This window comes from Cryobacterium levicorallinum, from assembly GCF_004402405.1.
Taxonomy (GTDB): Bacteria; Actinomycetota; Actinomycetes; order Actinomycetales; family Microbacteriaceae; genus Cryobacterium; species Cryobacterium levicorallinum.
The window spans coordinates 336,643-363,001 of the sequence record NZ_SOFE01000014.1 but is presented as its reverse complement, the minus strand read 5'-3'; the positions used below and the strand labels follow the sequence as shown (position 1 = coordinate 363,001).

The window sequence follows — 26,359 nt, the reverse complement described above, 5'->3', positions numbered from 1 at the left end:
CTCGTCTGGCACATCGAGGCTTGGAATGTCACGGCCCGGGTGACCAGAATGATTGAGGAACAATTTGATCCACGACAGTGGCGCCGACGTTGAGCACCTACGCTTGATCACCAAAGTCGCGAGGCTTTATCACACGCGCAACATGCGTCAAACGGAGATTGCGAGCCTGCTCGGCGTGTCGCAGGCCCGCGTTTCGCGGCTGCTGCGCGCCGCCGAAGAGGCTAATGTAATCAGAACGATCGTCGTGATCCCTCCAGGTTTGCACGTGGACCTCGAAGACTCCCTCGAGCAAGAATTTGGTATCGATGAAGTTCACGTGGTGGACGTGATCGATGACGATGAGGCGCGCCTGACCCAAGACCTCGGAAACGCTGTGGCATCGATATTGCGCATCATGCCCTTAGAAACAAAAACGATAGGTTTCACTTCCTGGAGCCGATCGCTTCGAGAAATGACGTCAGCTCTACAACCCCTGCAACGTTTGGCCGCGACGCGAGTCGTGGAAATGCTGGGAGATGTCGGTCCGCCAACGCTCCAGCACGAAGCAACTCGTGCAACTCAGCGTTTGGCCCATCTCACCGGAGCCGCCGCCCTATTCTTGCGGGTCCCCGGTGTGGTGTCGTCCCGGGAAGTCAAGGCGGCAATACTCGGGCAGGACCTCCATACTCGGGCAGCCTTGAGCGCCCTAGACGAGATGGATATCGCCTTGATGGGTATCGGAAACTGCGAAATCGTACCGCCACTGGAGGCCGGAGGCAATTTCTTCAGCCAGGAGCAGTTTGATCTCGCGAAGTCGCTCGGAGCTGTTGGTGAAGTAAATCTCCGCTTCATCGATGCTCATGGTGAGCCGGTAATGTCAGAGCTCGATGAACTTGTCATCGGGGTGACCCTCAAGCAGCTGCGTAATACCGACCGAAGGCTCGGGGTGGCCGGTGGCCCCAGCAAATATAAGGCCATTCATGCCGCTATTTCTGGTGGATGGGTCAACGTACTTGTCACTGATGTTGTCACAGCAGAACACCTGATGGCACAGGGGCGCACGGCATTGTCCTAAGTTGGTGCCGCAAAGACAATGGCGCCCACGCCAAGCCCGAGTGGGTCAGGCGGGGAGTTTCAGCGAGTCGACGAAGTCGGCCGCGTGCTGGCTGGTGAGAATGACGCGGGCGAATTCTTCGTCGACCAGGTCGATCACCACGGCCGGGCGGTGACGCTTGATCGAGACGAAGTCCTTGCCGCCGTGAAACTTCCAGGTTCCGGCCGCCAGCACGAGCGGAATCATCGATCCCGGTGAGCGGATGCCGCGCAGCCAGATCCACGGATCTTCCGTGATGATCACCGAGCGGATGTTCTCCCGCTGCACCACAATCGAGTCACGCCGCAGCGCGAGCGTTCTTTCCGTGCGCGTCAAGTGGATCTCGAGCCGGTCGGAATGCACGCTCAGGGAAGCCATTATCCCAGTCTGCCCGGTCCGGCCCGAAAACTCGTTGTCTGACGCGAATAAAGCAGTAATGTCCCAGCGCAGGAACTCTCCAACTGAAGCACACGCTCCCGGCCGGTCCGGGAGCGTGTGCTCAATTAGACCGTTGGCTGGGCTGCCGCTGCAGCTTTGGCCGCGGCGGGCAGCGCCTCGAAGATGCGCCCGATCGCGCTCTGATCGTGTGCGTCGGAGACAAACCAGGCCTCGAACACGCTCGGCGGCAGCGAGACGCCGCCATCGAGCATGGCGTGAAAGAACGGGGCGTAGCGAAAAGCCTCCTGGCGCTGTACATCGGCGTAGGTGCGCGGAGCCGAACCCTGCGCCTCCTCGCCGAACACGAAGCTGAACAGGTTGCCGGCCCGCTGTACCCGGTGCGCGACACCCTCGGCGGCAAGCGAGGCAGAAACAGCCTCAGAGAGGATGATGGCGGTCGCGTTGAGCCGGTCATACACGCTCTCGTCGAGCAGGTTGAGCGTGGCGATGCCCGCCGCAACCGCGACCGGGTTGCCCGACAACGTTCCGGCTTGGTAGACCGGGCCGGTCGGTGCCAGAAAGTCCATCACATCGGCCCGGCCACCGAGGGCAGCAACGGGCAGGCCGCCGCCGATGATCTTGCCGAAGGCGAGCAGGTCGGGCGTGTAAAACTCTTCACCGGCCGACTCGAGACTGCTGGTCTCGAGTCCCCAGAAGCCCGAGCGACTCACTCGAAAACCAGTGAGCACCTCGTCGAGGATGAGCAGGGAACCGTTCTCGTGCGCGATCGCCGACAGGGCCGCGTTGAAGCCGGCATCCGGCGCGACGACGCCCATATTAGCGGCGGCAGCCTCGGTGATGATCGCGGCGATGCGCCCCGGGTGTGCCTCAAAGGCGGCGCGCACGGCATCGAGGTCGTTGTACGGCAACACGAGGGTCTGCGCGGCGGTCGCGGCCGTGACGCCGGCCGAACCGGGCAGGGCGAGGGTAGCGAGGCCGGAACCGGCCTGGGCCAGCAGGCCGTCGGAGTGGCCGTGGTAGTGCCCGGCGAACTTGATCAGCAGGTCACGACCGGTGAAACCGCGGGCCAGTCGGATGGCGGTCATGGTCGCCTCGGTGCCGGTGGACACCAGGCGCAGCTTTTCGACCGCGCCGACCCTCTCGGCGACGAGCTCGGCCAGTTCGGTCTCGGCGGGCGTCGAGGCGCCAAAGGACAGGCCGAGAGCGGCGGCATCCTGAACGGCCTTGATGACCTCGGGATGGGCGTGGCCCAGAATGGCCGGTCCCCAGGAGTTGACGAGGTCGACGTATTCGCGACCGTCGGAGTCGGTGACATAGGCGCCGGCGGCCTTCACCAGAAACAGCGGAGTGCCGCCGACCGAGCCAAAGGCCCGCACCGGAGAGTTCACCCCCCCGGGAATGACCTTCCGGGCTCGGTCGAACAGCTCGTCGTTGCGGGTGGCCACGTGGTGCACTTCGGTTGACAGTGTGTCGGTCATGCTCGCTCCTCCTTGAGCCAGGTGGCCAATTCAACGGCCCAATAGGTAAGTACAGCGTCGGCACCGGCCCGACGGATGCTCAGTACCGACTCTTCGACGGCGCGGCGCCGGTCGATCCAGCCCTGCGCAGCTGCGGCTTCGATCATGGCGTATTCGCCAGAGACTTGATATGCCCAAACGGGAATATCACTCATCGCGGCGACCTCGGCGAGCACGTCGAGGTAGCTGCCGGCCGGTTTGACCATGACGATGTCGGCGCCCTCGTCAATGTCCAGCTGGGCTTCGCGTACGCCCTCGCGTCGATTCGCCGGGTCGAGCTGGTAGGTGCGGCGGTCGCCGACCAGGGTCGAGGCGACGGCCTCCCGGAACGGGCCGTAGTAGGCCGAGGCGTACTTGGCCGAGTAAGCCAGCACAGCGGTGTCTTCGAAACCATTGGAGTCGAGGGTTTCGCGCACGGCGGCGACCTGGCCGTCCATCATGCCGGAGAGGCCGAGCAGCGCGGAACCGGCGCTCGCCTGGGCCAGCGCCATGTCGCGGTAGCGTTCGAGGGTGGCGTCGTTATCGACATGGCCATCGGCGGCGAGCACGCCGCAATGGCCGTGGTCGGTGAATTCATCCAGGCACAAGTCGGTCTGCACCACGAGCGCATCACCGATCTCGTCGACGAGAGCACGGGTGGCCAGGTTGAGGATGCCGTTGGGGTCGGTCGCGCCGGTCCCGGTCGCGTCGCGCACCTCTGGCACTCCGAACAGCATGATGCCCCCGACACCAGCTTCTGCCGCCTCAGCCACGGCCCGACGGGCGCTGTCGATGCTGTGCTGCACGACGCCGGGCATCGAGCTGATCGGCCGCTGCTCGTTGCCCTCCCGAATGAACATGGGGAGCACGAGCTCGGCCGGGTGGAGACGGATTTCACTGGCCAGGCGACGAAGCGCGCCGCTGGTGCGCAGTCGTCGTGGGCGGATAACGGGTTTGGTCACCCCTTTACACTACGCCGCCCGGCTGTGCATTTCGTTATAGGCTCGTTACCGCGCTGGGTCAGGCTGCTGGCGTGCTCCCCGCGAGTGCTGCATCGACGAGTGCATCGATGAGTGACTCGGCGCTGCGCTCCGAGGCGACAACGTCGACGCGCAGTCCGAGGGTCCGGGAGTCCCTGGCGGTCTGCGGGCCGATGCAGGCAACCAGGGTGCGTTCGGGAATGTCCCCGAACTGTTCGCGCACTTGACGAGCAACGCTGCCGCTCGTGACGAGTACGGCGTGCACGAGCCCAGCCTTAACGTCGGCGACCACCTGGTCGCTGACCGGAACACCGATGGTGCGGTAAGCGACGACCGATTCAACGTCGTGGCCGACGCGGCGCAGTCCCTCGCTGAGCAGCGGCTTGGCGATCTCACTGCGCAGGGTGAGCACGCGCAACGGAATAACCCCCGCGGTCGCGGTTTCCCATTCCTCGAGCAGTCCTCGGGCGGAGTTGTCTTCGGAGGGCACGATGTCCACGTGGTAGCCGGCCGCGATGAGTGCGGCGGCCGTGGTCTCACCGACGGCGGCGATGCGAGTTCCCGGGGCGACGACCGCGCGGTGCGACGAGAGTACGTCGACGGTCGTGGCGCTGGTGATGGTCATCCAGTCGAAATCCCCGGCGGCCAGACGGGTCAGCGCCGCGTTCAGAGCCGGGGCGTCATCGGTGGCGGCGAAGTTGATCATCGGTGCGACGATCGGGTGTGCGCCCTTGGCGCGCAGGTTCGCTGCGACCTGGTCGCCCCAGGGGCCGCCGCGCGGAACGAGAACACGCCAGCCCGCGAGGGGCTTGGTCAGTCGATTGGTCACGTGGTCACTCAGTCACTTTCAGGGGAGCGAACTCGGCCGCGCCACCGGCCAGAAGATCTATGGACACTCGTTCGGCCACATCGAGCGCGGCTTCGGTGAGATGGGGTGCGGAGTGGGAATCGGGCGTCGCCGCGTGCGAGCTGGTGATCTTGCGGGATCCATCCGGGCTGTACACGGTTGCGGTGAGAAAGAGCAGTCCATCGTCGACCACGGCGGTGGCGCCGATCGGCGCGGCGCAACCGGCCTCCAGTCGGGCCAGCACGGTGCGTTCGGCGGCGGTTGTCGCCTGAGTAGAGCCATGGTTCATCGCCGCGAGTGCCACGCCGAGCAGGCGCTCCGGCTTGCCGTCACGCACCTCGATCGCGAGCGCACCCTGGCCGGGAGCGGTCGGCCAGGCTGACAGCTCGAGAAACTCCGGCGCGAGGGATTCGAGACGACCGAGACGACCTAGGCCAGCCGCGGCCAGCACGACGGCGTCGAGGTCGCCCTCGGCGACGCGCCCGATCCGAGTGTCGATGTTGCCGCGAATGTCCACGATCGTGAGGTCGGGGCGACGCTCCAGCAACTGGGCGACGCGGCGGGGCGAACCCGTACCGACGCGGGCACCCTCCGGAAGGGTATCGAGGGTGAAGCCGGCGCGCGCGACCAGCACGTCGCGGGCATCCGCTCTCTTGGGGATTGCGCCAATGCGCAAGCCTGCGTGGGCCTCGGTCGGCAAATCTTTGAACGAGTGCACGATGACGTCGCACTCGTCATTCAGCAGGGCTTCACGCAGGGCGCTCGCGAACACTCCGGTGCCGCCGAGGCTCGAGAGTGGCTCGGTGGAGGTATCGCCGTGCGTGGTGACGCTCACGATTTCAACTTCGACGCCGGCCGACGCAGCGATGCGGTTGACGATGGTCTGGGTCTGCGCGAGGGCGAGGGCACTCGCGCGGGTACCTACTCGAATGACGGTCATGGTGCCATTCCCGCGACGGCCGGCTTGAAGCCGAGCCGCACGTTTTCACAGCAGCCGGGGCGACAGACGTCGTACCAGGGGCCGAGCGTGGTCTTGGCCGGACGGTCTTCGACCGGGGTGTCGTTGAGGCGTTCCTCGATCAGGTCGCCCAGGCCGCTGACGAAGTCGGGCGAAATGCCGGGGGTCGGTACGCGCACGGCGTGAATCCCGAACTTCGCACTGGTTTCCATGGCCTCGTTGTCGAGGTCCCACATGACCTCCATATGATCGCTCACGAAACCGAGCGGCACAATAATCACAGCACGGATGCCGCGGGCCGGCAGCAGGGCGATCGCATCGTTGATATCGGGTTCGAGCCACGGCATGCTGGGCGGTCCACTGCGGGACTGGTAGACCAGCTGCCATTGCGTTTTGAGCGGGGTGGACGCGTCTTCGGGTTCCACGAGGGCGTCCATGACGACCTGGGCGACGGCGCGGTGCTGCGCCTCGTAGGCGCCACCCTCGCCGAAGCCGCGATCGGCCGGGCCGCTCTTGTTGGCGTCCGTCATCGGGATCGAGTGGGTCGAGAACAGAATCTCGACCTCGGAGTCGACGTCGATGCCGGGCATGGCCGCGACGACATCCTGGAGTCCTTGGGTGACACCGACGATGAACGGGGTGACGAAGCCGGGGTGGTCGAAGAACTGGCGGATCTTGTCGATGTGGACCTTGTCGTTTAGGCCCGTGTCGGTCAGGGCTGCGGCGAAGTCTTCACGGTACTGGCGGCATCCGCTGTAGGAGCTGTAGGCACTCGTCGCGATGGCCAGCAGGCGATCCTGACCGGCATCGTGGGCCTCACTGATCGTGTCTTTCAGGTAGGGCGCCCAGTTTCGGTTGCCCCAGATCACGGGCAGGTCGATGCCTCGACGCTGGAGTTCAACCTGCAGAGCGGCCTTGAGCACGCGGTTCTGGTCGTTGATCGGGCTCACACCGCCGAAGTGGCGGTAGTGGGTGGCCACCTCTTCGAGGCGCTCTTCCGGGATGCCGCGACCACCGGTCACGTTGCGCAGGAACGGAATCACGTCGTCCTGGCCTTCGGGTCCGCCGAAACCGGCGAGCAGCACTGCGTCGTACGCGGTCATTACTGAAGCACCTCGACCAGCTCGGCGGTGGAGATGCGGCGTCCGGTATAGAACGGGATCTCCTCGCGCACGTGGCGACGCGCCTCGGTGTCGCGCAGGCCGCGCATCAGGTCGACGAGCTCGGTGAGCTCGTCGCTCTCGATCGGCAGCAGCCATTCGTAGTCGCCGAGGGCGAAGGCGGAGACGGTGTTGGCGATTGCACCGCGGTAGGCGGCGCCCTTGCGGCCGTGGTCGGCGAGCATGGCGCTGCGCTCAGTCTCGGGCAGCAGATACCACTCGAAGCTGCGCACGAAGGGGTAGATGGTGAGCCAGGCCTTGGGCTCGACTCCGCGCAGGAATCCGGGCACGTGGCTCTTGTTGAATTCGGCGTCCCGATGCACGCCCATGGCGTTCCAGGTTGGCAACAGGCTCTTCAGCAGGCGGCTGCGGCGCAGCTCACGGTTCGCCCACTGCAAGGTCTCTGCCTCGGGCGCGTGGGTCCAGATCATGACGTCGGAATCGGCCTTGAGGCCGGAGACATCGTAGAAGCCGCGCACGGTGACGCCCTCGGCTTCGATCAAGGCCACCACGTCGTCGAGCTCGTTCACGGCGTGCGGAACATCGCGGCCGTCGAGATCATCGGGGTTGTGCGGGTCTCTTCGCAGCACGGTAAAGAGGGTGAATCCTTGCGGCGAAGCCGCGGTTACCTCGGTATCGGTGGGAGTGGTGGGCTGAACGCTGGTTACTGCCTCTCCGGCAGCCGGGTGAGTCATGGGTCTAGTTTGCTCTGAATTGCCCCCGGTACCAAAATGAGCAGTGCGGTTGCTGTGAACCCACCCCACTTGCTACCGGTTTTTGGCCACCGCGGAGGCGCCGAACCAGACGATGACACCGACCACGGTCGCCGCACCGAGGGCGATGCTGATGAGGGCGGCCGGGCTGTCTTCGCCGAGTTGGTACAGGGCGTGGGTCAGGCGGCGGCGCTTGATGCGCAGCTGCTTGGGGATATTGAGCTTGTACTCGATCGCATCGAGCGTCGAGGCGAGCTCGGCGCGAGCGTGTCGGGCTTCGGCGCGCAGGTCATTTGTGGTCATATTCGCCAACTCCCTTGAATGCATCAACGTCGTGACGGATGCTCGCGTGCACGCCCTCTGGGTCGGGTTTCGTTGCCGCCTTCACCCGGTTGACGCCGATGAGCACGAGGAGTGCGGCAATGAGCAGGAGCACGACCAGCACGATGAGCGTGGCAAGCCACAGCGGCAGCACGAGGGCCAGCAAGATCACGAAGAGGGCAACGAGCACCCCGAGCGCGAAGAACAGAAAAGCCCCGGCCACGATGAAGAGGCCGGCACCGATGCCGAAATTCTTGGCTTTGGCCGTGAACTCGGCCTTGAAGGCATCGAGTTCGGCTTTCACGAGAGCGCTGATCTGGCCGGGCAGTTCCCCGATCAGCGCGAGCAACGGACGTTTGCTCTTCGGGTTGAATCCACTGCTAGTCACGAATTGCCTTCCCTGTTTTCGGGTGTCGTCGGGGTGTCGCGCCCGGCGATGTAACGGGTGTCCGAATTCTACGAGCTACTGGGCGTCGTCAGCCGCCGGCTTGGCCTTGGCCGTCGGTGTCGGCTTCTCGGTCGCCTTCGGCTTCGCGGCGGCCGTGCGGCTCGTCGTGGTGCTGGCCGTGGTTGCGGGGGCGGCGGCATCCGCTTTCGCTGACGTTGTCGAGGTCTGGGCAGCCGCCGTCTTGTTCTTCTTCTTTTTGGCGACAGCCTGCGTGACGGCCTTCTTGCCGGCGTTGTACAGGGTCACGGGAACGTCGCCGACGAGTTCGAGCGCGGCGTCGCGCACCTCGGTCACCCGGCGTTGCACAGGTTTGGCGTTCCAGAGGTCATTGGCGGCGGCGGCGATCTGGTCGTAACGTTTGCGGCCGGCGCGTGCACCGAGCACATAGCCAACGAGTCCGCCCGTGATGAACAGAAGCTTTCCGCGCATTGAGTCTCCACTTTCGTAAGGTCTCCCCAGAGTAACCCGGTTCGCCGTTTCGATCTCGGGTGATGCCCGGGTATGTCTCGTAGTGCTCGTATCAATACAGGAAGTGCACAGTTTGGGGCACCCGCGCGCCCACCGTTCGGGGGCCCGTGCATAACTTCGGAGAATCCGGCGAATCGGGCCGCATTCGCGGTTCAAGACGAGGATCTCCGCGGTTCGGTACCGGGACTACTCGTCCGGCCCGGTGATGGTCAGGCCGAGGGCGGCGTGGCGGATGCGGTCGCCGGCCTCGAGTGCGTGTGGGATGACCGAGGCGAGGCCGGTTCCGGCCAGCCAGGCACCGGTGATCTCGATTGCGGGGGTCGCGGCGACGGCCTCGCGCACCTGCTGCGCGCGTTCCGGAGCACCGAGGGTGGCCGGCGACAGGGCGTCGCGCCACTCGGTGCGGGCGAAAGCGCGCACCGCGGCCGCTGCCAGTGGCACACCGAGCAGGGCGCTCGCGTCGTGCAGGGCGAGGGCCTGCAGCTCCTTGTCGCTCAGGTCGTCGGTCGGGTTGGGCTGGCCGGCACGGCCGTAAGACAGCCGCACGACGTGGCGGCCGGGGCCGGCCGCTTCGGCGACCCAGGCCCACTTCGCCGTGACGTGGGTGAGCGCTTTTGCGGTGACGTCGGGGGCATCGGCCGAGACGAGCACGCCGGTGCCGCGTGGGTGCGCGTCGAGGGCTGGCGCATCGAGCACGAGCGTGGTGAGAGTGACGGCAGTCGGTGCTGGCCAGTCGAGCTCGGCGAGGGCGTCGAACTGGTCACCGAGCGGGTTGACCAGGCGCAGTGCCTGCGCGCCCTGGGTCGCGATGATGAGGTAACGGGCGGTGAGGGTGCTGGTGGTTCGCTCGGCAGCGGGGTCGGTCGGGGCGGCATCCGCTTGCCGGGTGACGGTGACGGACCAGGTCGGCGCGTCGTCTGTGCCCGAGCGGGCCAGCGCTGTGGCCGTGGTTCCGGTCAGAATCGCCACGTCGTGGCGTTGCAGGGCGGCCACGATCGCGGCGGGCAGGCTGGCCATTCCGCCGAGCAGGCCGCCGACGTTGGACCCGGCCGGGGCGCCAGCACGCAGGGCCGAGACCGCGCCGGAGAGGGAGCCGGCCGTGGTGAGGGCACGGTTGAGTCCGGGGGCGACCACATCGATCTCGAGGTCGACGGCGCTCGTCGTGTAGACGCCGGACGCGACGGGTTCCACCAGCCGGTCGAGCACGCGCTGGCCCATGCGCTTCTTCACGAGGTCACCGAGGCTGTGCTCGCGGCCGATCGTGAGCACGGGCATGAGTCGGTCGGCGTAAGCGCGCAGCGACCCTTTCCAGCCAATGACGCGGCGCACGTCGTCGGATAGCGGTGAACCGGGGATTCCTAGAACGCCGGCCTTGGGGAGCGGAACGCTCATCGCGGCATCCGCTTGCTTGAGGGCCGGCAAGTGCAGCCAGGCCCCGGCGACATTGGGGGCCACGACCTGGTCGGTGAGGCCGAGATCCTCGATGAATGACGCGACCGTGCCTCCGCGCACAGCGAAGCTCTCGGCGCCGCTGTCGAGGGTGAGCCCGTCGAGAACGTGGCCGGCGACCGGACCGCCGACGGCATCCGTTGTCTCGATGACGGTCACGGCCAGGCCGACCTGGGCGCATTCGCGGGCGGCGACCAGGCCGGCCACTCCCCCGCCGATGACGACAACGTCGATTGGTCTGGTCATGCTGGCTCCTACTCGGCCGCGCTGACGTCGTGCACGAGGCTGACCAGGCGGGTGAGCACGTCGGGGTCGGTGTCGGGCGGAACGCCGTGGCCGAGGTTGAGCACGTGCGAGGGTGCGCTGCGTCCGCGTTCGAGGACGTCGCGCACGTGCGCTTCGAGCACGGGCCACGGCGCCGTCAGCAGGGCCGGGTCGACGTTTCCCTGTACCGGAACAGCTCCGCCGAGTCGGCGGTTGGCCTCATCGAGCGGCACCCGGTAGTCGACGCCCACGACGTCGGCGCCGATATTGTGCATTTCCTTCAGCAGTTCGCCGGTGCCCACGCCGAAATGCACGATCGGTACATTGCGATCAGCGCCGTTGACGCTGTAGCTGAGGTCGCGCACGTGCGCGATCGCTGCCGCCGAAGCTGGCGCAACGGATGCCGCATAGTCGACCAGTGACAGGGCTCCGGCCCACGAGTCAAACAGTTGGGCAGCGCTCGCGCCGGCGAGCACCTGGGCGCGCAGGAACCGGCCGGTGACATCGGCGGTCCAGGCCATGAGCCGCGCCCACGCTTCGGGCTCGGCGTGCATGAGCGTGCGGGCGTGGATGTGATCCTTCGACGGACCGCCCTCGACCAGGTACGCGGCCAGGGTGAATGGCGCGCCGGCGAAACCGATCAGCGGGGTCGATCCGAGCTGGGACACCGCGCGGCCCACGGCGTCGCGAATCGGCGCGAGAGCCTCATCGAGAATCGCGGGATCCAGGGCGGTGAGCTCGTCGACATCCGCTGACGTGCGCACGGCCTTGCCGAGCACCGGGCCCTTGCCGGCCACAATCGTCACATCGACACCGACGAGCTTGAGTGGAACGACGATGTCGCTGAAGAAGATTCCGGCGTCGACGTTGTGGCGCCGCACCGGCTGCAGCGAGATTTCGCTCGCCAGTTCGGGGTCGAGGCACACGTCGAGCATGCGCGTACCGACGCGCAGTTCACGGTATTCGGGCAGTGATCGCCCGGCCTGGCGCATGAACCACACCGGGGTCACGTCGGGTCGAACGCCCTGATAGGCCTGAATCAGGCGGGAGTCGGCGGTGAGGCCGGAGGAGAGTGGATGCTGCGCGTCGAGGATCATCCCCCCCATCCTCTCAAACATCCCTGACGATGCGCGCCGGGAGCGTACAGCAATAAGTCGTAGAATTGGCTAGTGCTCATTCTTCTGTCGGCCAGTCACAAAAACTCCACCTTCGATGTGCTGGAGAAATTGTCTGTCGGCGGAAGCGTTGCGGCCACCCGCATGGTCGCGCAGCACGGTCGGCTCAGCGGTGCCGTCGTCGTCGCGACCTGCAACCGCTTCGAGGCCTACCTCGATCTCGATGAACCCTACGGCGTGTCGCCGCTGCCCGCCGTGTACGCGGCGATCGAAGCCGTGAGCGCGAGCACCGGCGTCGCCGAAGACACCCTGCGTGACAATCTCACCCTCGTGCACGGTAATGGCGTCGCCGAGCACCTGTTCGCCGTGACCAGCGGCCTCGAATCGGTCGTCGTCGGCGAGGTCGAGATCGCCGGCCAGGTGCGGCGCGCACTGGAACAGGCTCGCGCCGATGGCACCACGAGCCCCGAACTTGAGCGTCTGTTTCAGCGCGCCTCCCAAACTTCTCGCGGCGTCAAGAATCGCACCGGCATCGGCTCGGCCGGCCGCTCGATCGTGCGCCTCGCCCTCGAACTGGCCGAAAGCCGGGTCAGCGACTGGTCGAGTGCCCGCGTGCTGCTCGTCGGTACCGGCCGCTACGCCGGCGCCTCGCTCGCCGCCCTGCGCGACCGCGGAGCCGAGAACGTTCGCGTCTACTCGCCGTCCGGGCGCGCCGTTGGATTCGCGACCTCGCACGGCATCGAAGCCGTTCCCGCTGCGGATTTCGCTGCCGAGGTGGCGCGTGCCGACGTTGTCGTCACCTGTACCCTGCGCGATGACCACGTGATCGATGCGGCCCTGATCAGTCGTGGCCGCGCCGAGATCGGCATTGATCCGTTCGCCATTTCGGGCGCCACCGCCGATGCTCCGACCCGCATCTGCCCGGCCGACGCCGGTCCAGAGGCGCCGCCGCAGCTCATCATCGACCTCGGCCTGCCCCGCAACGTCGCCCCCGACGTGACCCTGGTACCCGGCGTCGAGCTGCTCGACCTTGAAACCATCAGCATCCACGCCCCGCTCGAAGAGCTCAACGCCACGACCGAAGCCCGGGAAATCGTCGGCAAGGCGGCCCGCAAGTTCTCCGACGTTGCCGAAGAGCAGAGCCTCACCCCGGCCGTGGTGGCGCTACGCAGCTACGTGTTCGAGCTGCGCGACGCCGAAATCGCCCGGGCCCGCAGCCGCGGCGATTCGAGCGAGGCGACCGAGTCGGCCCTGCGCCACCTGGCCGGCGTGCTGCTGCACACTCCCATGGTGCGGGCCCGCGAGCTCGCCCGCGCCGGCGAGCAAGACGCCTACCTCGGGGGCCTCGACGCCCTGTTCGGCATCGACGTGACGCTACCCGCCACCGGCGCAGCGGATGCCGGTGCAATCGCCTCCTAGCTTTCCCGAACGGCCGACGGTGTCGGCCAGCCCTGAGCATCCGTTCAGCGCCGCCTGCTGATACCGACGGGCCAGGCGCTGCGGTCTCAGGGGGCCAAACGAGGCAATTCTCGAGGGTCAGATCGGCCGGGTCACCTCGATCAGGGTGACTCCGGCGGCCGCACCGGGCGTGGACATGGCGGCGAGTGCCGCCGGCGCTTCGGCGAGGGTGATTCGGCGGCTGATCAGGTCCTGAGGGCGCAACCCGCCGCTCAGCACAAGGTCCAGCAGCGCCGGATAGTCGTGGGCGGGCATGCCATGGCTGCCGAGTACAGTCAGTTCCCGCGCAATCACCGTGCCGAGCGGTATCCGCGGGTCGTCCGCCAGCAGGCCGATCTGCACGTGCCGCCCACGCGTTGCCAGGGAACGGATTCCGATGGCCACCGTATTCTCCCGGCCGAGCGCCTCGAGACTCACGTCTGCACCCCCTGATGCGAGCGCCCGAATGCGCTCGACCACCTCGTCGTCGGGCAGTTCGGCCGAGTTGACGACGTGAGCAGCTCCCACCCGGCTCGCCGCCTCGAGCGCGTCGGAATTGATGTCGACGGCGATGACGATGGCGCCGAGCGCCTGCCCAATCATGACCGCGCTTAGGCCGACTCCACCGCAGCCGACGACCACAAGGGTTTCGCCCGCCTGCAGCCGTGCCTGGTGCACGAGTCCGCGGTACGAGGTGGCGAACCGGCAGCCGAGCATCGCGGCAGCGCCGGCGTCGAGGTCATCGGGGATGGCGATGAGGTTCACGTCGGCGTTGTGCAGCGCGACCCGCTCGGCGTAGGAACCCCAGTGGGTGAATCCGGGCTGGGTCTGGTTGCGACAGACCTGTCCGTTGCCGGCGTCGCACTCCGGGCACTCGCCGCAGGCGCAGACGAACGGCACCGTCACGCGCTGACCAACCCGAAATCGGCGCACGAGCGGCCCGACAACGTCGATCACGCCGACCAGTTCGTGGCCGGGAACGTGCGGCAGCGCAATGTCGGCGTCATGGCCGAGCCAGCCGTGCCAGTCGCTGCGGCAGAGTCCGGTCGCCTCGACCCGCACGATCACGCCCGCCGCACTTATCAGCGGCTCTGGCACCTCGCGCAGCACCGGAAGCACGCCGAATTCTTCGAAATAGACCGCTTTCATGCTCTACAGTCTGCCCGACGGATGCCCGCGGCGCGGTTTTCGAGACCGAGTCGCGGCATCCGTTGGTTGAACGCTACGCGCCGCGGAGGCGCGCGGCGAGGTAGGCCTCGAGCTCGGCGAGCGGCACGCGCTCCTGCGCCATGGTGTCGCGGTCGCGTACGGTGACGGCCTGGTCGTCGAGCGAGTCGAAGTCGACCGTGATGCAGAACGGGGTGCCGATCTCGTCCTGGCGACGGTAGCGACGGCCGATGGCGCCGGCGTCGTCGAAGTCGACGTTCCAGAGCTGGCGCAGGCTCGCGGCGAGCTCGCGCGCCATCGGGGAGAGCTTCTCGTTGCGCGACAGCGGCAGGATGGCGGCCTTGACCGGCGACAGGCGCGGGTCAAGCTTGAGCACGGTGCGCCTGTCGACGCCGCCCTTATTGTTCGGAACCTCTTCTTCGACATACGCATCGACCAGGAAGGCCATGAGCGAGCGGGTCAGGCCGGCCGCGGGCTCGATCACCCAGGGCGTCCAGCGCTCGTTTTTGGTCTGGTCGAAGTAGGAGAGGTCTTTACCGGATGCCTTGGCGTGCGTCGACAGGTCGAAGTCGCCGCGGTTCGCCACGCCCTCGAGTTCACCGAACTCGGTGCCGGTGAAGCCGAAGCGGTATTCGATATCGACGGTGCGCTTGGAGTAGTGCGAGAGCTTCTCGGCCGGGTGCTCGAACAGGCGCAGGTTTTCGGGGTTGATTCCGAGGTCGGTGTACCACTTCATGCGGGTGTCGATCCAGTACTGGTGCCAGGTCTCGTCCGTACCGGGCTCGACGAAGAATTCCATCTCCATCTGCTCGAACTCGCGGGTGCGAAAGATGAAGTTTCCGGGGGTGATCTCGTTACGAAAGCTCTTGCCGATCTGGCCGATGCCGAACGGAGGCTTGGAGCGCGACGCCTGCAGCACGTTGGCGAAGTTCACGAAGATGCCCTGCGCGGTTTCGGGGCGCAGGTAGTGCATACCGGCCTCGTCATCGACCGGGCCAAGGTAGGTCTTGAGCAAGCCGGAGAAGGCACGCGGCTCGGTCCAGATGTGACGATTGCCGCAGTTCGGGCAGGCAATGTCGTCGAGGCCGTTTTCGGGCGGGCGGCCCTTCTTCTCCTCATATTGCTCTTCGAGGTGGTCGGCGCGAAAACGCTTGTGGCAGCTCGTGCACTCGATCAGCGGGTCGCTGAAAACCTCGACGTGACCGGATGCTTCCCAGACCTGGCGAGGCAAAATCACGGAGGAGTCGAGGCCGACGACGTCGTCTCGGCTGGTGACCATCGAACGCCACCACTGCTTCTTGATGTTTTCCTTAAGCTCAACGCCGAGGGGTCCGTAGTCCCAGGCGGAGCGGGAACCGCCGTAGATCTCGCCGGCCTGAAAAACGAAGCCGCGGTGGCGGGCGAGGGCGATGACGGAATCAAGATGAGTGGGTGCGGCCACGGTGGCTCCAATGGTCGAAGGCGCAGAATGCGAGCGAATGCCCGGTTATCCATTTTACGCGCTCGATCCGACCCGAGTTCCCGCTCTGGTTCGGAGCCTTTCTCGCGCGGAGGTAACGTTAGTAGGCAGATTCACAGGATTTGCCTTGGCTCAAGGAGGAGAAATGGGCGCCGCGTCCAACACGACCGAATCACCGACCGCTCTGAAACGGATTCCGCACGACCTCGCGGTCGCTCTGGATCCAGAGGAACTTGACGCCCACGATCGCCACTGGACGCCCCTAAAAATTGCGATCTGGTCAGCTATTTCACTGCTCGGTGGCCTCAGCTGGGTCATGCTCGCCGTCGTGCGCGGTGAAACCGTCAACGCGATCTGGTTCGTGTTCGCCGCGATCTGCACCTATCTCATTGGCTATCGTTTTTACTCGAAGTTCATCGAGAAGCACATCATTCGCCCGGATGACCGTCGCGCCACCCCGGCCGAGTACAAGGCCGATGGCAAGGACTTCGCCGCGACCGACCGTCGCGTGCTGTTCGGCCACCATTTCGCTGCCATCGCCGGCGCCGGCCCCTTGGTCGGCCCCGTTCTGGCCGCGCAGATGGGCTACCTGCCCGGCACTATCTGGATCATTGTCGGCGTCGTTCTCGCCGGCGCGGTACAGGATTACCTGATTCTGCACTTCAGCATGCGCCGCGGCGGTCGTTCGCTCGGCCAGATGGCCCGCGACGAACTCGGTGTGATCGGCGGCACCGCCGCCCTCATCGCGACCCTCGTGATCATGGTCATCATCGTGGCGATCCTCGCCCTCGTGGTGACGAACGCCCTCGCCGAAAGCCCGTGGGGCGTCTTCTCGGTCGGCATGACCATCCCGATCGCGCTGTTCATGGGCTGCTACCTGCGCTTCTTCCGCCCGGGCAAGATCACCGAAATATCCATCATCGGCTTCGTGCTGCTCATCGCCGCCATCATCGGCGGCGGCGTGGTGGCTGGCACCGACTGGGGTCAGACCTACCTGCTGCTCGACAAGGTGACCATCGCCTGGGGCATCATCCTCTACGGCTTTATCGCCGCTATCCTGCCGGTCTGGCTGCTGCTCGCCCCGCGCGACTACCTGTCGACCTTCATGAAGATCGGCACGATCGGCATGCTCGCCGTGGCGATCGTCATCATCCGTCCCGAAATCAGCGTGCCGGCCGTGAGCGAATTCGCATCGAGCGGCACCGGTCCGGTCGTCGCCGGAACGCTGTTCCCCTTCCTGTTCGTCACGATCGCCTGCGGCGCCCTGTCGGGTTTTCACGCGCTCATCGCCTCGGGAACCACGCCGAAGCTCATTCAGAAGGAACGCCAGACCCGCTTCATCGGTTACGGCGGCATGCTTATGGAGTCGCTCGTCGCGATCATGGCCCTCGTCGCCGCGCTGTCGATCGACCGCGGCATCTACTTCGCCATGAACTCCTCGCCCGCCCTCACTGGCGGCACCGTGCAGGGTGCGGTCGCCTTCGTGAACAGCCTCGGCCTGACCGGCGTCAACCTCACGCCCGACATGCTGACCGACATGGCGACCAACGTCGGCGAGGAGTCGATCGTTTCCCGCACCGGCGGCGCGCCGACGCTCGCCGTCGGCCTCTCGCACATCATGCAGCAGCTCGTCGGTGGCACGTCAATGATGAGCTTCTGGTATCACTTCGCCATCATGTTCGAAGCACTCTTCATTCTCACCGCAGTGGATGCCGGCACCCGCGTCGCCCGCTTCATGCTGCAGGACAGCCTCGGCAACTTCTTCCCGAAGTTCAAGAACACCTCCTGGCGTCCTGGCGCCTGGGCCGCCACGGCCATCATGGTCGCCGCCTGGGGTGCAGTGCTGCTGATGGGGGTGACCGACCCGCTCGGCGGCATCAACACGCTGTTCCCGCTGTTCGGAATCGCCAACCAGCTGCTTGCGGCGATCGCGCTGGCCGTGTGCATGGCCATCGTCGCCAAGCGTGGACTGTTCAGATACCTCTGGGTCGTGGCGCTTCCGCTCGGATTCGCTGCCGTCGTCACGATTTCGGCGTCGTTCCTGAAGATCTTCTCGACCACCCCGGGCATCGGTTACTTCGCGCAGAACCGCGCATTCTCCGAGGCCCTCGCCGCTGGCGAGACGAGCTTTGGCACCGCACCGAGCGTCGAAGCCATGGAAGCTGTCGTGCGCAACACGATGGTGCAGGGCGTGCTGTCGATCGTGTTCGTGGTGCTCGCGATCATCGTGATTCTCACGGCTCTTCAGGCCACTTGGAACGCGTACCGCAAGAACTCCAGTGCGACGAGTGAAGATGACGCCGTGCAGTCGCAGACCTACGCCCCGGCTGGATTCATCATGACCCCGCCCGAGAAGGTGCTGCAGGCCGAGTGGGATGCCCTGCCGGTGCACAAGAAGATCAAAATCAAGGGTCACTGATGACCCTGCTGGCGGGCGTCCGCAAGGGCGCCCGCGGGGTGGTTTGGTACCTCAAGGGGATCCTCGGCGAGGATGCCTACGAGAAATATGTGGCGCACCACGCGGCGCTGCATGCGGCCGGTGCTGATGACGGTACTGACGGCGCGGCACCGCATCCGCTTATGACTGAGCGGGAATTCTGGCGCGACCAGACCGACCGTCAGGATGCGAACCCGCAGGGACGCTGCTGCTAGATCGGCTGCCAGGCCGCCTCGTCCCCGGCAAACCGAAGGTATAGGTTATTTTCGTGCCCCGCGAGCCGGGGACAGGCCGATTAGCCAATGGAGGCGTCATGTCCGCTCAGAATCCCCACTCTGTCTTGCGGCGAAAGCCCATCAACGATGTCGGCGATGAATCCAAGAAGAACGGACTGTTCAAGAGCCTCGGACTCTGGCAGCTCACCGCGATCGGCGTCGGTGGCATCATCGGCATCGGCATTTTCACCCTGGCCGGCCTGGTCGCCAACGGCGGCCCCGACGGCGAGGGCGCCGGCCCCGCCGTACTCATCTCGTTTCTTATCGCTGGCCTGGCCAGCGCCGCCGCCGCCCTGTCTTATGCCGAGTTCGCGGGAATGATCCCGCGCGCAGGGTCGGCCTACACGTACGGTTATGTCGCCCTCGGCGAAATCGTGGGTTGGTTCATCGGTTGGGACCTTTTGCTGGAATACATTGCCATCGTGGCCGTGGTGGCCATCGGTATCTCGGGCTATTTCACCGAATTCATGTCCGGGGTTGGCGTGCAGGTGCCGATCTGGATGCAGGGCACGGCCGACACCCTCGACGGCGGACTGATCAACCTGCCGGCGATCATCGTCTGTCTGCTCGTCACGTTCATCCTCAGCCGCGGCACCCAGACTTTCGGCCGCTTCGAACTCGTCGCGGTTGGCCTGAAGGTGCTGCTGATTCTGGCCATCATCGTGCTCGGCTTTTTCTACATCAACACCCAGAATTACATCCCGTTCCTCCCCAATGGATTCGGCGCCGTCTTCACCGGCGCGGCCACGGTGTTCTTTGCGGTGTTCGGCTACGACGCCATGAGCACCGCGGCCGAGGAGGCCAAGGACGGCAAGAAGCACATGCCGAAGGCGATTCTGCTTTCCCTGGCCATTGCCATGGTGCTGTACGTGCTGGCTACCCTCGTACTCACAGGCATGCAGAACTGGCAGGACATCGACCCGACGGCCGCGTTCGCCGTCGCCTTCCAGTCGGTGGGTCTGCCGGTGATCGCCACCATCCTCTCGGCCTTTGCCGTCGTCTCCATCCTCACCGTGATGCTCACCTTCTTGCTCGGCGTCAGCCGGGTCTGGTTCTCAATGAGCCGTGATGGTCTGCTACCCAAATGGTTCTCGGGCACCGACAAGAAGGGCACCCCGCAACGCGTCACCTGGATTGCGGGCATCGCCTCCGCATTTCTGGCCGGAGTCTTCCCGATTCGTCTGATCGCGGATCTGACCAATATCGGCATCCTGGCGGCGTTCGTTGTGGTCTGCATTGCCGTCATCGTGCTGCGCCGCACCCGGCCCGATGTTCCGCGCACCTTCCGGCTGCCATTCATGCCGATAGTCCCCGCCTTCGGTGTGCTGGCATCCTTCTTTCTGATCACCCAACTGCACTGGGAAACCTGGCTGCGCTTCGCCATCTGGCTCGTGATCGGCTTGGTCATTTACTTCGCCTACGGTCGTCGGAACTCCGTCATGAACCCGAAGAGTCCGCGCTACGTGGAGGTACCGGCCGAAAAATAGTCTGTCACTCAGCTCGGTCGCCACAGAGCGCGAACAGCCGGATCACGATCGATAGGATCACCATCGACCAGGTGATCGCCTCGAGGAAGAGCCGGGTTGAGAGCAAGGGTCCGGGTTCCGATGCGCCACCCGGCTCGATGATTGCGAGAAATTCCCGGGCGCTGGCCACGGCATCGCTAATGTCGCCGCCCGGCACCGCGAGCAGTCCCAGTTCGATGGTGGATTCATCGAACCCGGTGGCGTCATCCGACTGCGCCGAGCGGATGCCGCTGCTGCCGTTTTCAGAATCGCGCGGGTTGCTGGATCGAGAGCAGGACTCCGGCTGAGGCGGGACTCAGGGGCAGTGAATCTCGACGGCGAGGGGGGTGCGGGGATACTGCGAAAAGGGTTCGCCGGCTACCAAATAGTTTTAGTGCAGAACTATTCATCCCCCGTTAATGTCAAATCTCCCCGATCCGGGAAGAATTGAGTCACAATGTAGAGCCTGAACCGGCAACTATAGTTTCTCATCAAAACTATCGGCGCAGGTTGCCCGGGCAATCGAACATCCGTTCGCCCCCGCTTGCAACATCCGAAGGATAACAATGACATCTCGACATTCACTCGCCGCTGTCGCAGGCCTCGGCGCACTCGCGCTGCTGCTCAGCGGATGCACACCGGCTAGCTCGACTGCCTCTTCGGGTGAGGGCGACGGCACCCTCCGCTACCTGGTCGAGCAGCAGGAGGACCCGGAGTTCTTGCCGATGATCGAGGCCCGAGTCGCGAAGTTCGAGGAGCGAAACCCCGGCATCCTCGTCGAAATCGATGCGATGCCCTTCGACACGATGCGCACTGTTCTTCAGACTCAACTGCAGTCGGGTGACGGGCCGGATGTTTTCAACTGGGGCTCGGGTCCGACCTTCGCCGGCAGCCTCGCCGACGCGGGGCTCCTGTATGACCTGACGGAGAGCTACGAGAAGAACGACTGGCAGATCTACGACTTCGCGAAGGACCGCGTCACCGTCGATGGCAGAATAATCGGAGTTCCCGGCGACATCGAAACCGTCGGGGTGTATTACAACAAAACGATCTTCGATGACCTCGGCATCGACCAGCCCGAAAACCTTGGCGACCTCGAAGCTGCAGCCGCCAACATCAAGCAGTCCGGAGTCATCCCCTTCGCGGTGAGTGACCAGGAAGGCTGGCAGGCAGGGCACTTGCTGAGCATGACGCTCGCGAGCCGAGTGGGTTCTCAGGGTGTCGCCGACCTGATCGACGGTGAGGCTTCATGGACGTCGCCCGAGGTAGTCGAATCGCTGGCGCTCTGGGCCGGCTTCAACGACGCGGGCTACCTGCCGGAGTTCCCCACTGCAATCTCCTACGACGGCGGTGCCGCACTGTTCTACTCCGGAGAGGCGGCCATGTTGCCGACCGGTAGCTGGTTTATCCCGGAGGTCGAGGCCAACACCGACTTCGAGGTCGGCTACATCCCGTTCCCGAGCGAAGACGGCGCTGGAATCTTCACGGCTGGCCTGGGGTCAGGTCCACTCGTGTCCGCAAACACCGACAACCCGGAGGCGGCCATCAAATTTGTGGACTTCCTGGTCTCGGAGGAGCACGGCCAGTGGGCGGTGGAAAGTCTCGGAACCATCCCTGCGTTCCCGATCGACACCAAGGATCTCGAAGTTTTGCCGCTGCTCGCCCAGGTGATCGAAGACACCGCGACCTTCGCCGCAGGCAGCAGTGACCTGGGAACGAACATTGACGTGGTCGCCAGTGATCTCTTCAACCAGACCATGTACGACGGATTCCAGGCACTCTTCACCGGGCAGAAAACTCCCGAGCAGGTCGCCGAGGAACTCGAAGCAGCGGCACGAAACTAACGAACGTGAGGGGGAAGAGACAGAACAGAACGATGAATCCACCGACCAGAAGTCACTCAGCACCCCGCGTCACCAGGCGAGCGCAGGCCCGCCTGGGCGTCGCCCTTGTGGCACCGCTGCTCGTGCTCGTAACCGTCTTTTTCCTCTTCCCCCTCGGTAACGCCATCTACTACTCGATGCTCGACTACAACGGAGTCGACCCCTCGCCGGCGTTCGTGGGCCTCGGAAACTTCGTCGAACTCGCCACCGATCCCGCACTCGGCCCAGCGTTCATGAACAACATCATCTGGATCGTTCTCGGCACGGCAGCACCGGTGGTCATCGGACTTGCGCTGGCCCTGCTGATGTGGACGGTGCGCCGGGCGAGCACGCTGTACCGCGTCGCGCTCTTCATTCCGTACATCCTCCCCGCCGTTGCGGCCGGGGTGGTGTGGGGCTGGATCTACGATCCGATGCGTGGCTGGCTCAACCAGCTGCTTCGATCGGTCGGGCTCGATGCACTCGCGACAGGGTGGCTCGGCAACCCGAACACCGCCCTGTATGCAGTCCTTGTGACTGCCGTCTGGGCGACGACAGGGTTCGTCTTCGTCGTGCTGCTGTCATCGTTGCGCAACGTCGATGCGGAGTTGCTCGATGCAGCACGCATGGACGGTGCCAACTCGCTACAGCGCGTCTGGTACATCGTTCTCCCGCAAATCATGCCCGTATTCCTGATGATCGTCACGCTGACGCTCGTCGGCGGATTCAGTGTCTTCGACATCGTTTTCATCATGACCGGTGGCGGCCCATCGAACGCGACGGAAGTTCTGGGCACCTATGCCTACAGCAATGCCTTTCAGCTCAACCGCATCAGTTACGGCACGGCGCTCGCGCTCGTCATCACCGTGCTCGCCATTCCCTTCGCCGTGGCACTCAATCGCCTGCAGCGTAGGCTCTCGTTGCAGGAGTCCGTATGAGTATTTCGAGGATCCGCCTCTCGCCCCGCCGACGCGCGATTCGCGCCTCGCACCACCTGCTGCTCGTTGTGCTTTCGCTCCTGTCGTTGTTCCCGGTGATCCTCATCCTCTCCACCGCGCTCAAAACCGAGCAGGATGTTAAGGTCAATCCGTTCGGCCTCTTCTCGTCGTTCTCGTTCGAGAACATCGTGCAAGCCTGGACCGTCGGTGAGTTCGGCTCACACCTGCTCGACAGCGTGCTCCTCACGATCCCGAGCACCGTGATCACAGTCGCGCTCTCCACCATGGCGGGATACACGTTCGCCCGGTTGCCGTTCCCCGGTCGAAACATCCTGTTCTACGCGGTGGTGCTCGGCTTGCTCGTGCCGTTCTTCGCCTACATGATTCCGCTGTACTTTCAGCTCCGCACCATGGGAATGCTCGACACTCTCGTCGGCACGATCCTTGTGCTCAGCACGACCGGGCTCGCCTTCGGCGCCTTTTTCATGCGCGCATTCTTCTCTGACCTGCCTGATGAGCTCGAGCAGGCTGCCCGCATCGACGGCGCTTCCGAGGCACGCATCTTCGCGCAAGTGATGTTGCCGCTGGCCACCCCGGGGATCGGAACCCTGACAGTCTTCACGTTCCTGCAGAACTGGAACAACTTTCTCGTCCCCCTCCTCTACCTGCCCAGCGGCGAATACCGCCCGCTGACCACGGGACTGTATCTTTTCGTCGGCGGTCGGTCCGTCGACATCGGACCATTGGCGGCCGGGGCGCTCATTACAATCTTGCCGGTCGTGCTCCTGTTCATCTTGTTGCAACGTCAGGTGACCGAGGGATTCCTCTCCGGCGCAGTGAAAGGTTAAGAAATGCACAACGTACTCGATCCCCGGGATCTCGTGCCTGACGAGGCGGAAGAATTACAGGTGAGCGGATATCCCGTCGGGGACCTCCTCGAGGAAGCCAAACGGGCGGCAGCGGCCGGTGATCTGGAACACCTCGCGGCGGTCGAGATTCGGCTCGGTGAGTTGCGGCCCCTGCCGGACTGGCCGTACTACGAGCCCCGGGAGGAGCACGTGCTGTACGCACTCTGTGACGCTGCACCCCGCACCGGGTTCGACGCGGCGGTGCTGCCCGACCGGATTCGCGGCGCGTGGCTCGGGCGGGCGGTCGGTAACACGCTCGGCAAGCCGATCGAGGGTCTCGATCGAACCCAGGTGGAGATCTACCTACGTGCCGCGGGTCACTGGCCGCTCCGCGGATACCTCCCGCTTCTGAACCCACTGCCCGACGGTGTCGCCCACCTGCATCCCTCCGCTCCCATCGCAACCGAGGGCCGGTTCCAGGAGGTTCCCCGCGATGACGACATCGACTGGACGATCCTCGGTATGCTCACGCTCGAACGGCATGGCCGCGAGTTCACCACCGACCAGCTCGCCGCTCTCTGGCTCGACCGCATGCCGTTCACTCAGACATACACTGCGGAGCGCGCCACTTACCGCAACCTTCTCGCCGGCCTCACCCCGCCCGCCACAGCGACCCACCGAAACCCGTACCGGGAGTGGATTGGCGCCCTCATTCGCGTCGACGTCTACGGTTACATTCATCCCGGGGATCCTGGGCCGGCCGCCGCACTCGCCATCACCGACGCCCGACTCTCGCACGTCGGAAACGGCATGTACGCAGCAATGTGGGCGGCGGGCCTGGTAGCGGCGGCGTTCGCGGCGTCATCCGCTCGCGAAGCGCTCGAATGCTCCCTCGCCGTGGTGCCCAGCGGATCACGCCTTGCCGAGGCGCTTCACCGGATGCTTGACCTCCACGATCAGGGCACAACCCACGTCGTCGCACTCGACACGATCGACCGGGAGCTCGGGCACTATAGCTGGGTGCACACGATCAACAACGCCGCGCAGATTACGGCGGGGCTGCTTTGGGGTGAGGACTTTCTCAGCGCGGTGGGCATTGCCATTGAGGGCGGCCGGGACACCGACTCCAACGCGGCCACCGTCGGTAGCGTCTTCGGTGCCTTGCACGGCTCGGCCGCCATCCCGGAGTCCCTACTCATCAGCGAACCCGTGCGCGTGCGCAGCGCTGTGCGCGACTTCGACCGCATAACGATCGACGAGCTGACGGCGCGAACGCTGCGGCTCGCCGAGAAGGAATGACGCGGACGAAATCGACGCCTTGCGCTTGACCGCAGACGCCCGTTTGGTCTCTCGATATAGTTTCATTATGAAACGAAAACGGTCACGCGCAGGCCTTCCCTGCAAGCACCCAATGCAGGCCAGATGGTCACTCAGAGTCAATTACAGCTGTCGAATGCTCCGCTGGGGCGCCTGCTTCGCTGCCCGCAGTACCACCGGGTGAACTTCTAGGAAACGTTTTTTGAATAGCAATAACGGCCGCGCCTCTTGCCCATTCGGGGAAGTCCATAGGACGCACAATGAGTTCGCTGTGGAGGGGACTATCGGTGTCATATTCAGACAGCCCCTCGTCAACGCTCGAACGCGCGGCATCGGCGAGGTGAACCCCTTCGCCCGAAAGAATGATGCGCTTCACACCGGTAAATGCCGTAATAGCGGATGCTGCACGGCCCAGGGCGCGAGCGGCTTCCTGGACGACACGAACAGCTGGCGCATCCCCAGACCTGGCCATCTCGAGAACATCGTCGTATTCGATGAAACGGCCATGTGCGGCAGACACCGCCGCGGTGATCGAGCTCGAGGACAAGAATGCCGTCATGCAGCCCCGATGCCCGAGCGGACACAGCGGTCCCGACGGATCAACGGGATAGTGGCTAAGAGGGTTTAGAAAAGTCGGAATCATCAGGTCATTGATGACGAGGCCATACCCAACTCCGGCACCAACAGTAAGCAGAGCGAAGCTCGAGTACCCCTTGCCATGACCGAACCATTGCTGGGCCTTGGTAAGGCCGACAACGTCGTTATCCAGGTAGACGGGAACCCTGAGGGCCGCCCCCAATAGCGAGCGAAAGGGCACATCACGCCACTGGAGGAAGGAAGAATCCGCAACAATCTCACCCTCATCGACCCGGCCGCCTACCGTTACGCCAACAGCATCGAGGGGCTGGTCCATGCCCGACTGGAAGTCCATGACAATGTCGCGCACGGCAGTCACGACATCCGACACGTCACGGGAACCGAGCGGCACACGAACCTGATCGATGATGCGCGACCGTACGTCAGTGACGACGGCGTAGATGGCTTCCTCGGTGAGCTTCACGCCAACGAATTTGTACCGGTCAGGGACCACATCAAGGGGAAGGGAAGAACGGCCTCGACCGGGAGAACGCACGGCGCCCGACTCGATGAGCACGCCCCCTTCGAGCAGAGGCTTTACGAGTCGCGTGAGGGTCGCGGGCGAGAGCCCCATACGGCGCGCGAGTCGCGCTCGAGACTGGGCGCCATGCACGAGAACCTCAATCGCGACGGCCTTCGACGGCGCGGACAGCAGCGAGCTGACGTCGGATTCGACACCGTCCATCGCCAAACTCCGATCTTCTTCAAGAATTATCCAACTTGCCACTTAGGCGGCCGTGATTGCGCCGTTTGAGTATGCCATACTTTGGTTTAATAGTTTCAGCATG

Annotated in this window: 24 protein-coding genes; 9 read left to right on the top strand and 15 right to left on the bottom strand. The window is 64.9% G+C overall.

Going from position 1 to position 26,359, the window contains the following annotated elements; genetic code table 11:
* Positions 1 to 64: 64 nt before the first annotated feature.
* Entirely contained in the window at positions 65 to 1,054 is a 990-nt protein-coding gene (locus tag E3O11_RS08985) for a sugar-binding transcriptional regulator (protein ID WP_092448145.1), read from the top strand.
* 45 nt (positions 1,055 to 1,099) lie between these two features.
* Here the strand turns inward: E3O11_RS08985 and E3O11_RS08980 are convergent, their stop codons facing one another.
* From E3O11_RS08980 to hemE, 12 genes are all read right to left on the bottom strand, one after another.
* The gene (locus E3O11_RS08980; protein ID WP_092448144.1) at positions 1,100 to 1,450 is read right to left on the bottom strand and encodes a hypothetical protein; all 351 of its coding nucleotides are present in this window, start codon (positions 1,448 to 1,450) and stop codon (positions 1,100 to 1,102) included.
* 125 nt (positions 1,451 to 1,575) lie between these two features.
* On the bottom strand, positions 1,576 to 2,949 hold the full coding sequence (hemL, locus tag E3O11_RS08975; protein WP_092448143.1) for a glutamate-1-semialdehyde 2,1-aminomutase: 1,374 nt from the start codon (positions 2,947 to 2,949) through the stop codon (positions 1,576 to 1,578).
* A complete protein-coding gene (hemB, locus tag E3O11_RS08970) occupies positions 2,946 to 3,929 on the bottom strand; it encodes a porphobilinogen synthase (RefSeq protein ID WP_092448142.1) in 984 nt (327 codons plus the stop codon). The genes hemL and hemB overlap by 4 nt, the downstream gene beginning before the upstream one ends.
* Before the next feature lie 58 nt (positions 3,930 to 3,987).
* Entirely contained in the window at positions 3,988 to 4,776 is a 789-nt protein-coding gene (locus E3O11_RS08965; RefSeq protein ID WP_092448141.1) for a uroporphyrinogen-III synthase, read from the bottom strand.
* A 4-nt stretch (positions 4,777 to 4,780) separates the two neighbouring features.
* Positions 4,781 to 5,734 carry a hydroxymethylbilane synthase gene (gene hemC / locus E3O11_RS08960; RefSeq protein WP_092448140.1) on the bottom strand — a complete coding sequence of 318 codons (954 nt, stop codon included), beginning with the start codon at positions 5,732 to 5,734 and terminating at the stop codon, positions 4,781 to 4,783.
* Complete coding sequence (locus E3O11_RS08955) at positions 5,731 to 6,855, bottom strand: ferrochelatase (protein WP_241994681.1); 1,125 nt, start codon at positions 6,853 to 6,855, stop codon at positions 5,731 to 5,733. The genes hemC and E3O11_RS08955 overlap by 4 nt, the downstream gene beginning before the upstream one ends.
* Complete coding sequence (hemQ, locus tag E3O11_RS18140; RefSeq protein ID WP_092448139.1) at positions 6,855 to 7,607, bottom strand: hydrogen peroxide-dependent heme synthase; 753 nt, start codon at positions 7,605 to 7,607, stop codon at positions 6,855 to 6,857. Before hemQ ends, E3O11_RS08955 begins: the two co-directional genes overlap by 1 nt.
* Positions 7,608 to 7,679: 72 nt before the next feature.
* On the bottom strand, positions 7,680 to 7,928 hold the full coding sequence (locus E3O11_RS08945; protein ID WP_092448138.1) for a DUF3618 domain-containing protein: 249 nt from the start codon (positions 7,926 to 7,928) through the stop codon (positions 7,680 to 7,682).
* A complete protein-coding gene (locus E3O11_RS08940; RefSeq protein ID WP_092448137.1) occupies positions 7,915 to 8,334 on the bottom strand; it encodes a phage holin family protein in 420 nt (139 codons plus the stop codon). The genes E3O11_RS08945 and E3O11_RS08940 overlap by 14 nt, the downstream gene beginning before the upstream one ends.
* Positions 8,335 to 8,409: 75 nt before the next feature.
* Positions 8,410 to 8,823 carry a hypothetical protein gene (locus E3O11_RS08935; protein WP_092448136.1) on the bottom strand — a complete coding sequence of 138 codons (414 nt, stop codon included), beginning with the start codon at positions 8,821 to 8,823 and terminating at the stop codon, positions 8,410 to 8,412.
* A 225-nt stretch (positions 8,824 to 9,048) separates the two neighbouring features.
* Positions 9,049 to 10,557, bottom strand: a complete 1,509-nt coding sequence (locus E3O11_RS08930; protein ID WP_092448135.1) for a protoporphyrinogen/coproporphyrinogen oxidase — start codon at positions 10,555 to 10,557, stop codon at positions 9,049 to 9,051.
* 8 nt (positions 10,558 to 10,565) lie between these two features.
* Positions 10,566 to 11,672: a uroporphyrinogen decarboxylase gene (hemE, locus tag E3O11_RS08925; protein ID WP_092448134.1), complete on the bottom strand. Its 1,107-nt coding sequence runs from the start codon at positions 11,670 to 11,672 to the stop codon at positions 10,566 to 10,568.
* 72 nt (positions 11,673 to 11,744) lie between these two features.
* Between hemE and E3O11_RS08920 the strand changes: the two genes are divergently transcribed.
* Positions 11,745 to 13,109 (top strand): glutamyl-tRNA reductase, encoded by a 1,365-nt coding sequence (locus tag E3O11_RS08920; protein WP_092448133.1) that lies wholly within the window; start codon positions 11,745 to 11,747, stop codon positions 13,107 to 13,109.
* 117 nt (positions 13,110 to 13,226) lie between these two features.
* Here E3O11_RS08920 and E3O11_RS08915 read toward each other — a convergent pair whose 3' ends face one another.
* Both E3O11_RS08915 and E3O11_RS08910 read right to left on the bottom strand, forming a co-directional pair.
* A complete protein-coding gene (locus E3O11_RS08915; protein ID WP_092448132.1) occupies positions 13,227 to 14,276 on the bottom strand; it encodes a zinc-binding dehydrogenase in 1,050 nt (349 codons plus the stop codon).
* Positions 14,277 to 14,349: 73 nt separating this feature from the next.
* Positions 14,350 to 15,735, bottom strand: a complete 1,386-nt coding sequence (locus E3O11_RS08910) for a glycine--tRNA ligase (RefSeq protein ID WP_092448131.1) — start codon at positions 15,733 to 15,735, stop codon at positions 14,350 to 14,352.
* A 163-nt stretch (positions 15,736 to 15,898) separates the two neighbouring features.
* Between E3O11_RS08910 and E3O11_RS08905 the strand changes: the two genes are divergently transcribed.
* From E3O11_RS08905 to E3O11_RS08875, 7 genes are all read left to right on the top strand, one after another.
* Positions 15,899 to 18,172, top strand: a complete 2,274-nt coding sequence (locus E3O11_RS08905; protein ID WP_092448130.1) for a carbon starvation CstA family protein — start codon at positions 15,899 to 15,901, stop codon at positions 18,170 to 18,172.
* A complete protein-coding gene (locus tag E3O11_RS08900; RefSeq protein WP_092448129.1) occupies positions 18,172 to 18,405 on the top strand; it encodes a YbdD/YjiX family protein in 234 nt (77 codons plus the stop codon). Before E3O11_RS08905 ends, E3O11_RS08900 begins: the two co-directional genes overlap by 1 nt.
* Before the next feature lie 98 nt (positions 18,406 to 18,503).
* Entirely contained in the window at positions 18,504 to 19,952 is a 1,449-nt protein-coding gene (locus E3O11_RS08895; RefSeq protein ID WP_092448128.1) for an amino acid permease, read from the top strand.
* Between the two features lie 584 nt (positions 19,953 to 20,536).
* Complete coding sequence (locus E3O11_RS08890) at positions 20,537 to 21,814, top strand: ABC transporter substrate-binding protein (RefSeq protein WP_092448126.1); 1,278 nt, start codon at positions 20,537 to 20,539, stop codon at positions 21,812 to 21,814.
* A 32-nt stretch (positions 21,815 to 21,846) separates the two neighbouring features.
* Entirely contained in the window at positions 21,847 to 22,770 is a 924-nt protein-coding gene (locus tag E3O11_RS08885; protein WP_092448125.1) for a carbohydrate ABC transporter permease, read from the top strand.
* On the top strand, positions 22,767 to 23,618 hold the full coding sequence (locus E3O11_RS08880; RefSeq protein ID WP_092448124.1) for a carbohydrate ABC transporter permease: 852 nt from the start codon (positions 22,767 to 22,769) through the stop codon (positions 23,616 to 23,618). The genes E3O11_RS08885 and E3O11_RS08880 overlap by 4 nt, the downstream gene beginning before the upstream one ends.
* 3 nt (positions 23,619 to 23,621) lie before the next feature.
* On the top strand, positions 23,622 to 24,917 hold the full coding sequence (locus tag E3O11_RS08875) for an ADP-ribosylglycohydrolase family protein (RefSeq protein ID WP_092448123.1): 1,296 nt from the start codon (positions 23,622 to 23,624) through the stop codon (positions 24,915 to 24,917).
* A 127-nt stretch (positions 24,918 to 25,044) separates the two neighbouring features.
* On the opposite strand, the gene E3O11_RS08870 is transcribed toward E3O11_RS08875, so the two are convergent.
* Positions 25,045 to 25,995, bottom strand: coding sequence for an ROK family protein (locus E3O11_RS08870; RefSeq protein WP_166787538.1), 951 nt, complete (start codon positions 25,993 to 25,995; stop codon positions 25,045 to 25,047).
* Between the last annotated feature and the right edge of the window lie 364 nt (positions 25,996 to 26,359).

Bases quoted from the DNA above. Each gene is read 5' to 3' on its own strand.
- E3O11_RS08980 (WP_092448144.1), bottom strand. From the start codon at position 1,450: ATGGCTTCCCTGAGCGTGCATTCCGACCGGCTCGAGATCCACTTGACG.
- hemL (WP_092448143.1), bottom strand. From the start codon at position 2,949: ATGACCGACACACTGTCAACCGAAGTGCACCACGTGGCCACCCGCAAC.
- hemC (WP_092448140.1), bottom strand. From the start codon at position 5,734: ATGACCGTCATTCGAGTAGGTACCCGCGCGAGTGCCCTCGCCCTCGCG.
- E3O11_RS08955 (WP_241994681.1), bottom strand. From the start codon at position 6,855: ATGACCGCGTACGACGCAGTGCTGCTCGCCGGTTTCGGCGGACCCGAA.
- hemQ (WP_092448139.1), bottom strand. From the start codon at position 7,607: ATGACTCACCCGGCTGCCGGAGAGGCAGTAACCAGCGTTCAGCCCACC.
- E3O11_RS08945 (WP_092448138.1), bottom strand. From the start codon at position 7,928: ATGACCACAAATGACCTGCGCGCCGAAGCCCGACACGCTCGCGCCGAG.
- E3O11_RS08935 (WP_092448136.1), bottom strand. From the start codon at position 8,823: ATGCGCGGAAAGCTTCTGTTCATCACGGGCGGACTCGTTGGCTATGTG.
- E3O11_RS08930 (WP_092448135.1), bottom strand. From the start codon at position 10,557: ATGACCAGACCAATCGACGTTGTCGTCATCGGCGGGGGAGTGGCCGGC.
- hemE (WP_092448134.1), bottom strand. From the start codon at position 11,672: ATGATCCTCGACGCGCAGCATCCACTCTCCTCCGGCCTCACCGCCGAC.
- E3O11_RS08915 (WP_092448132.1), bottom strand. From the start codon at position 14,276: ATGAAAGCGGTCTATTTCGAAGAATTCGGCGTGCTTCCGGTGCTGCGC.
- E3O11_RS08905 (WP_092448130.1), top strand. From the start codon at position 15,899: ATGGGCGCCGCGTCCAACACGACCGAATCACCGACCGCTCTGAAACGG.
- E3O11_RS08900 (WP_092448129.1), top strand. From the start codon at position 18,172: ATGACCCTGCTGGCGGGCGTCCGCAAGGGCGCCCGCGGGGTGGTTTGG.
- E3O11_RS08895 (WP_092448128.1), top strand. From the start codon at position 18,504: ATGTCCGCTCAGAATCCCCACTCTGTCTTGCGGCGAAAGCCCATCAAC.
- E3O11_RS08890 (WP_092448126.1), top strand. From the start codon at position 20,537: ATGACATCTCGACATTCACTCGCCGCTGTCGCAGGCCTCGGCGCACTC.
- E3O11_RS08885 (WP_092448125.1), top strand. From the start codon at position 21,847: ATGAATCCACCGACCAGAAGTCACTCAGCACCCCGCGTCACCAGGCGA.
- E3O11_RS08880 (WP_092448124.1), top strand. From the start codon at position 22,767: ATGAGTATTTCGAGGATCCGCCTCTCGCCCCGCCGACGCGCGATTCGC.
- E3O11_RS08875 (WP_092448123.1), top strand. From the start codon at position 23,622: ATGCACAACGTACTCGATCCCCGGGATCTCGTGCCTGACGAGGCGGAA.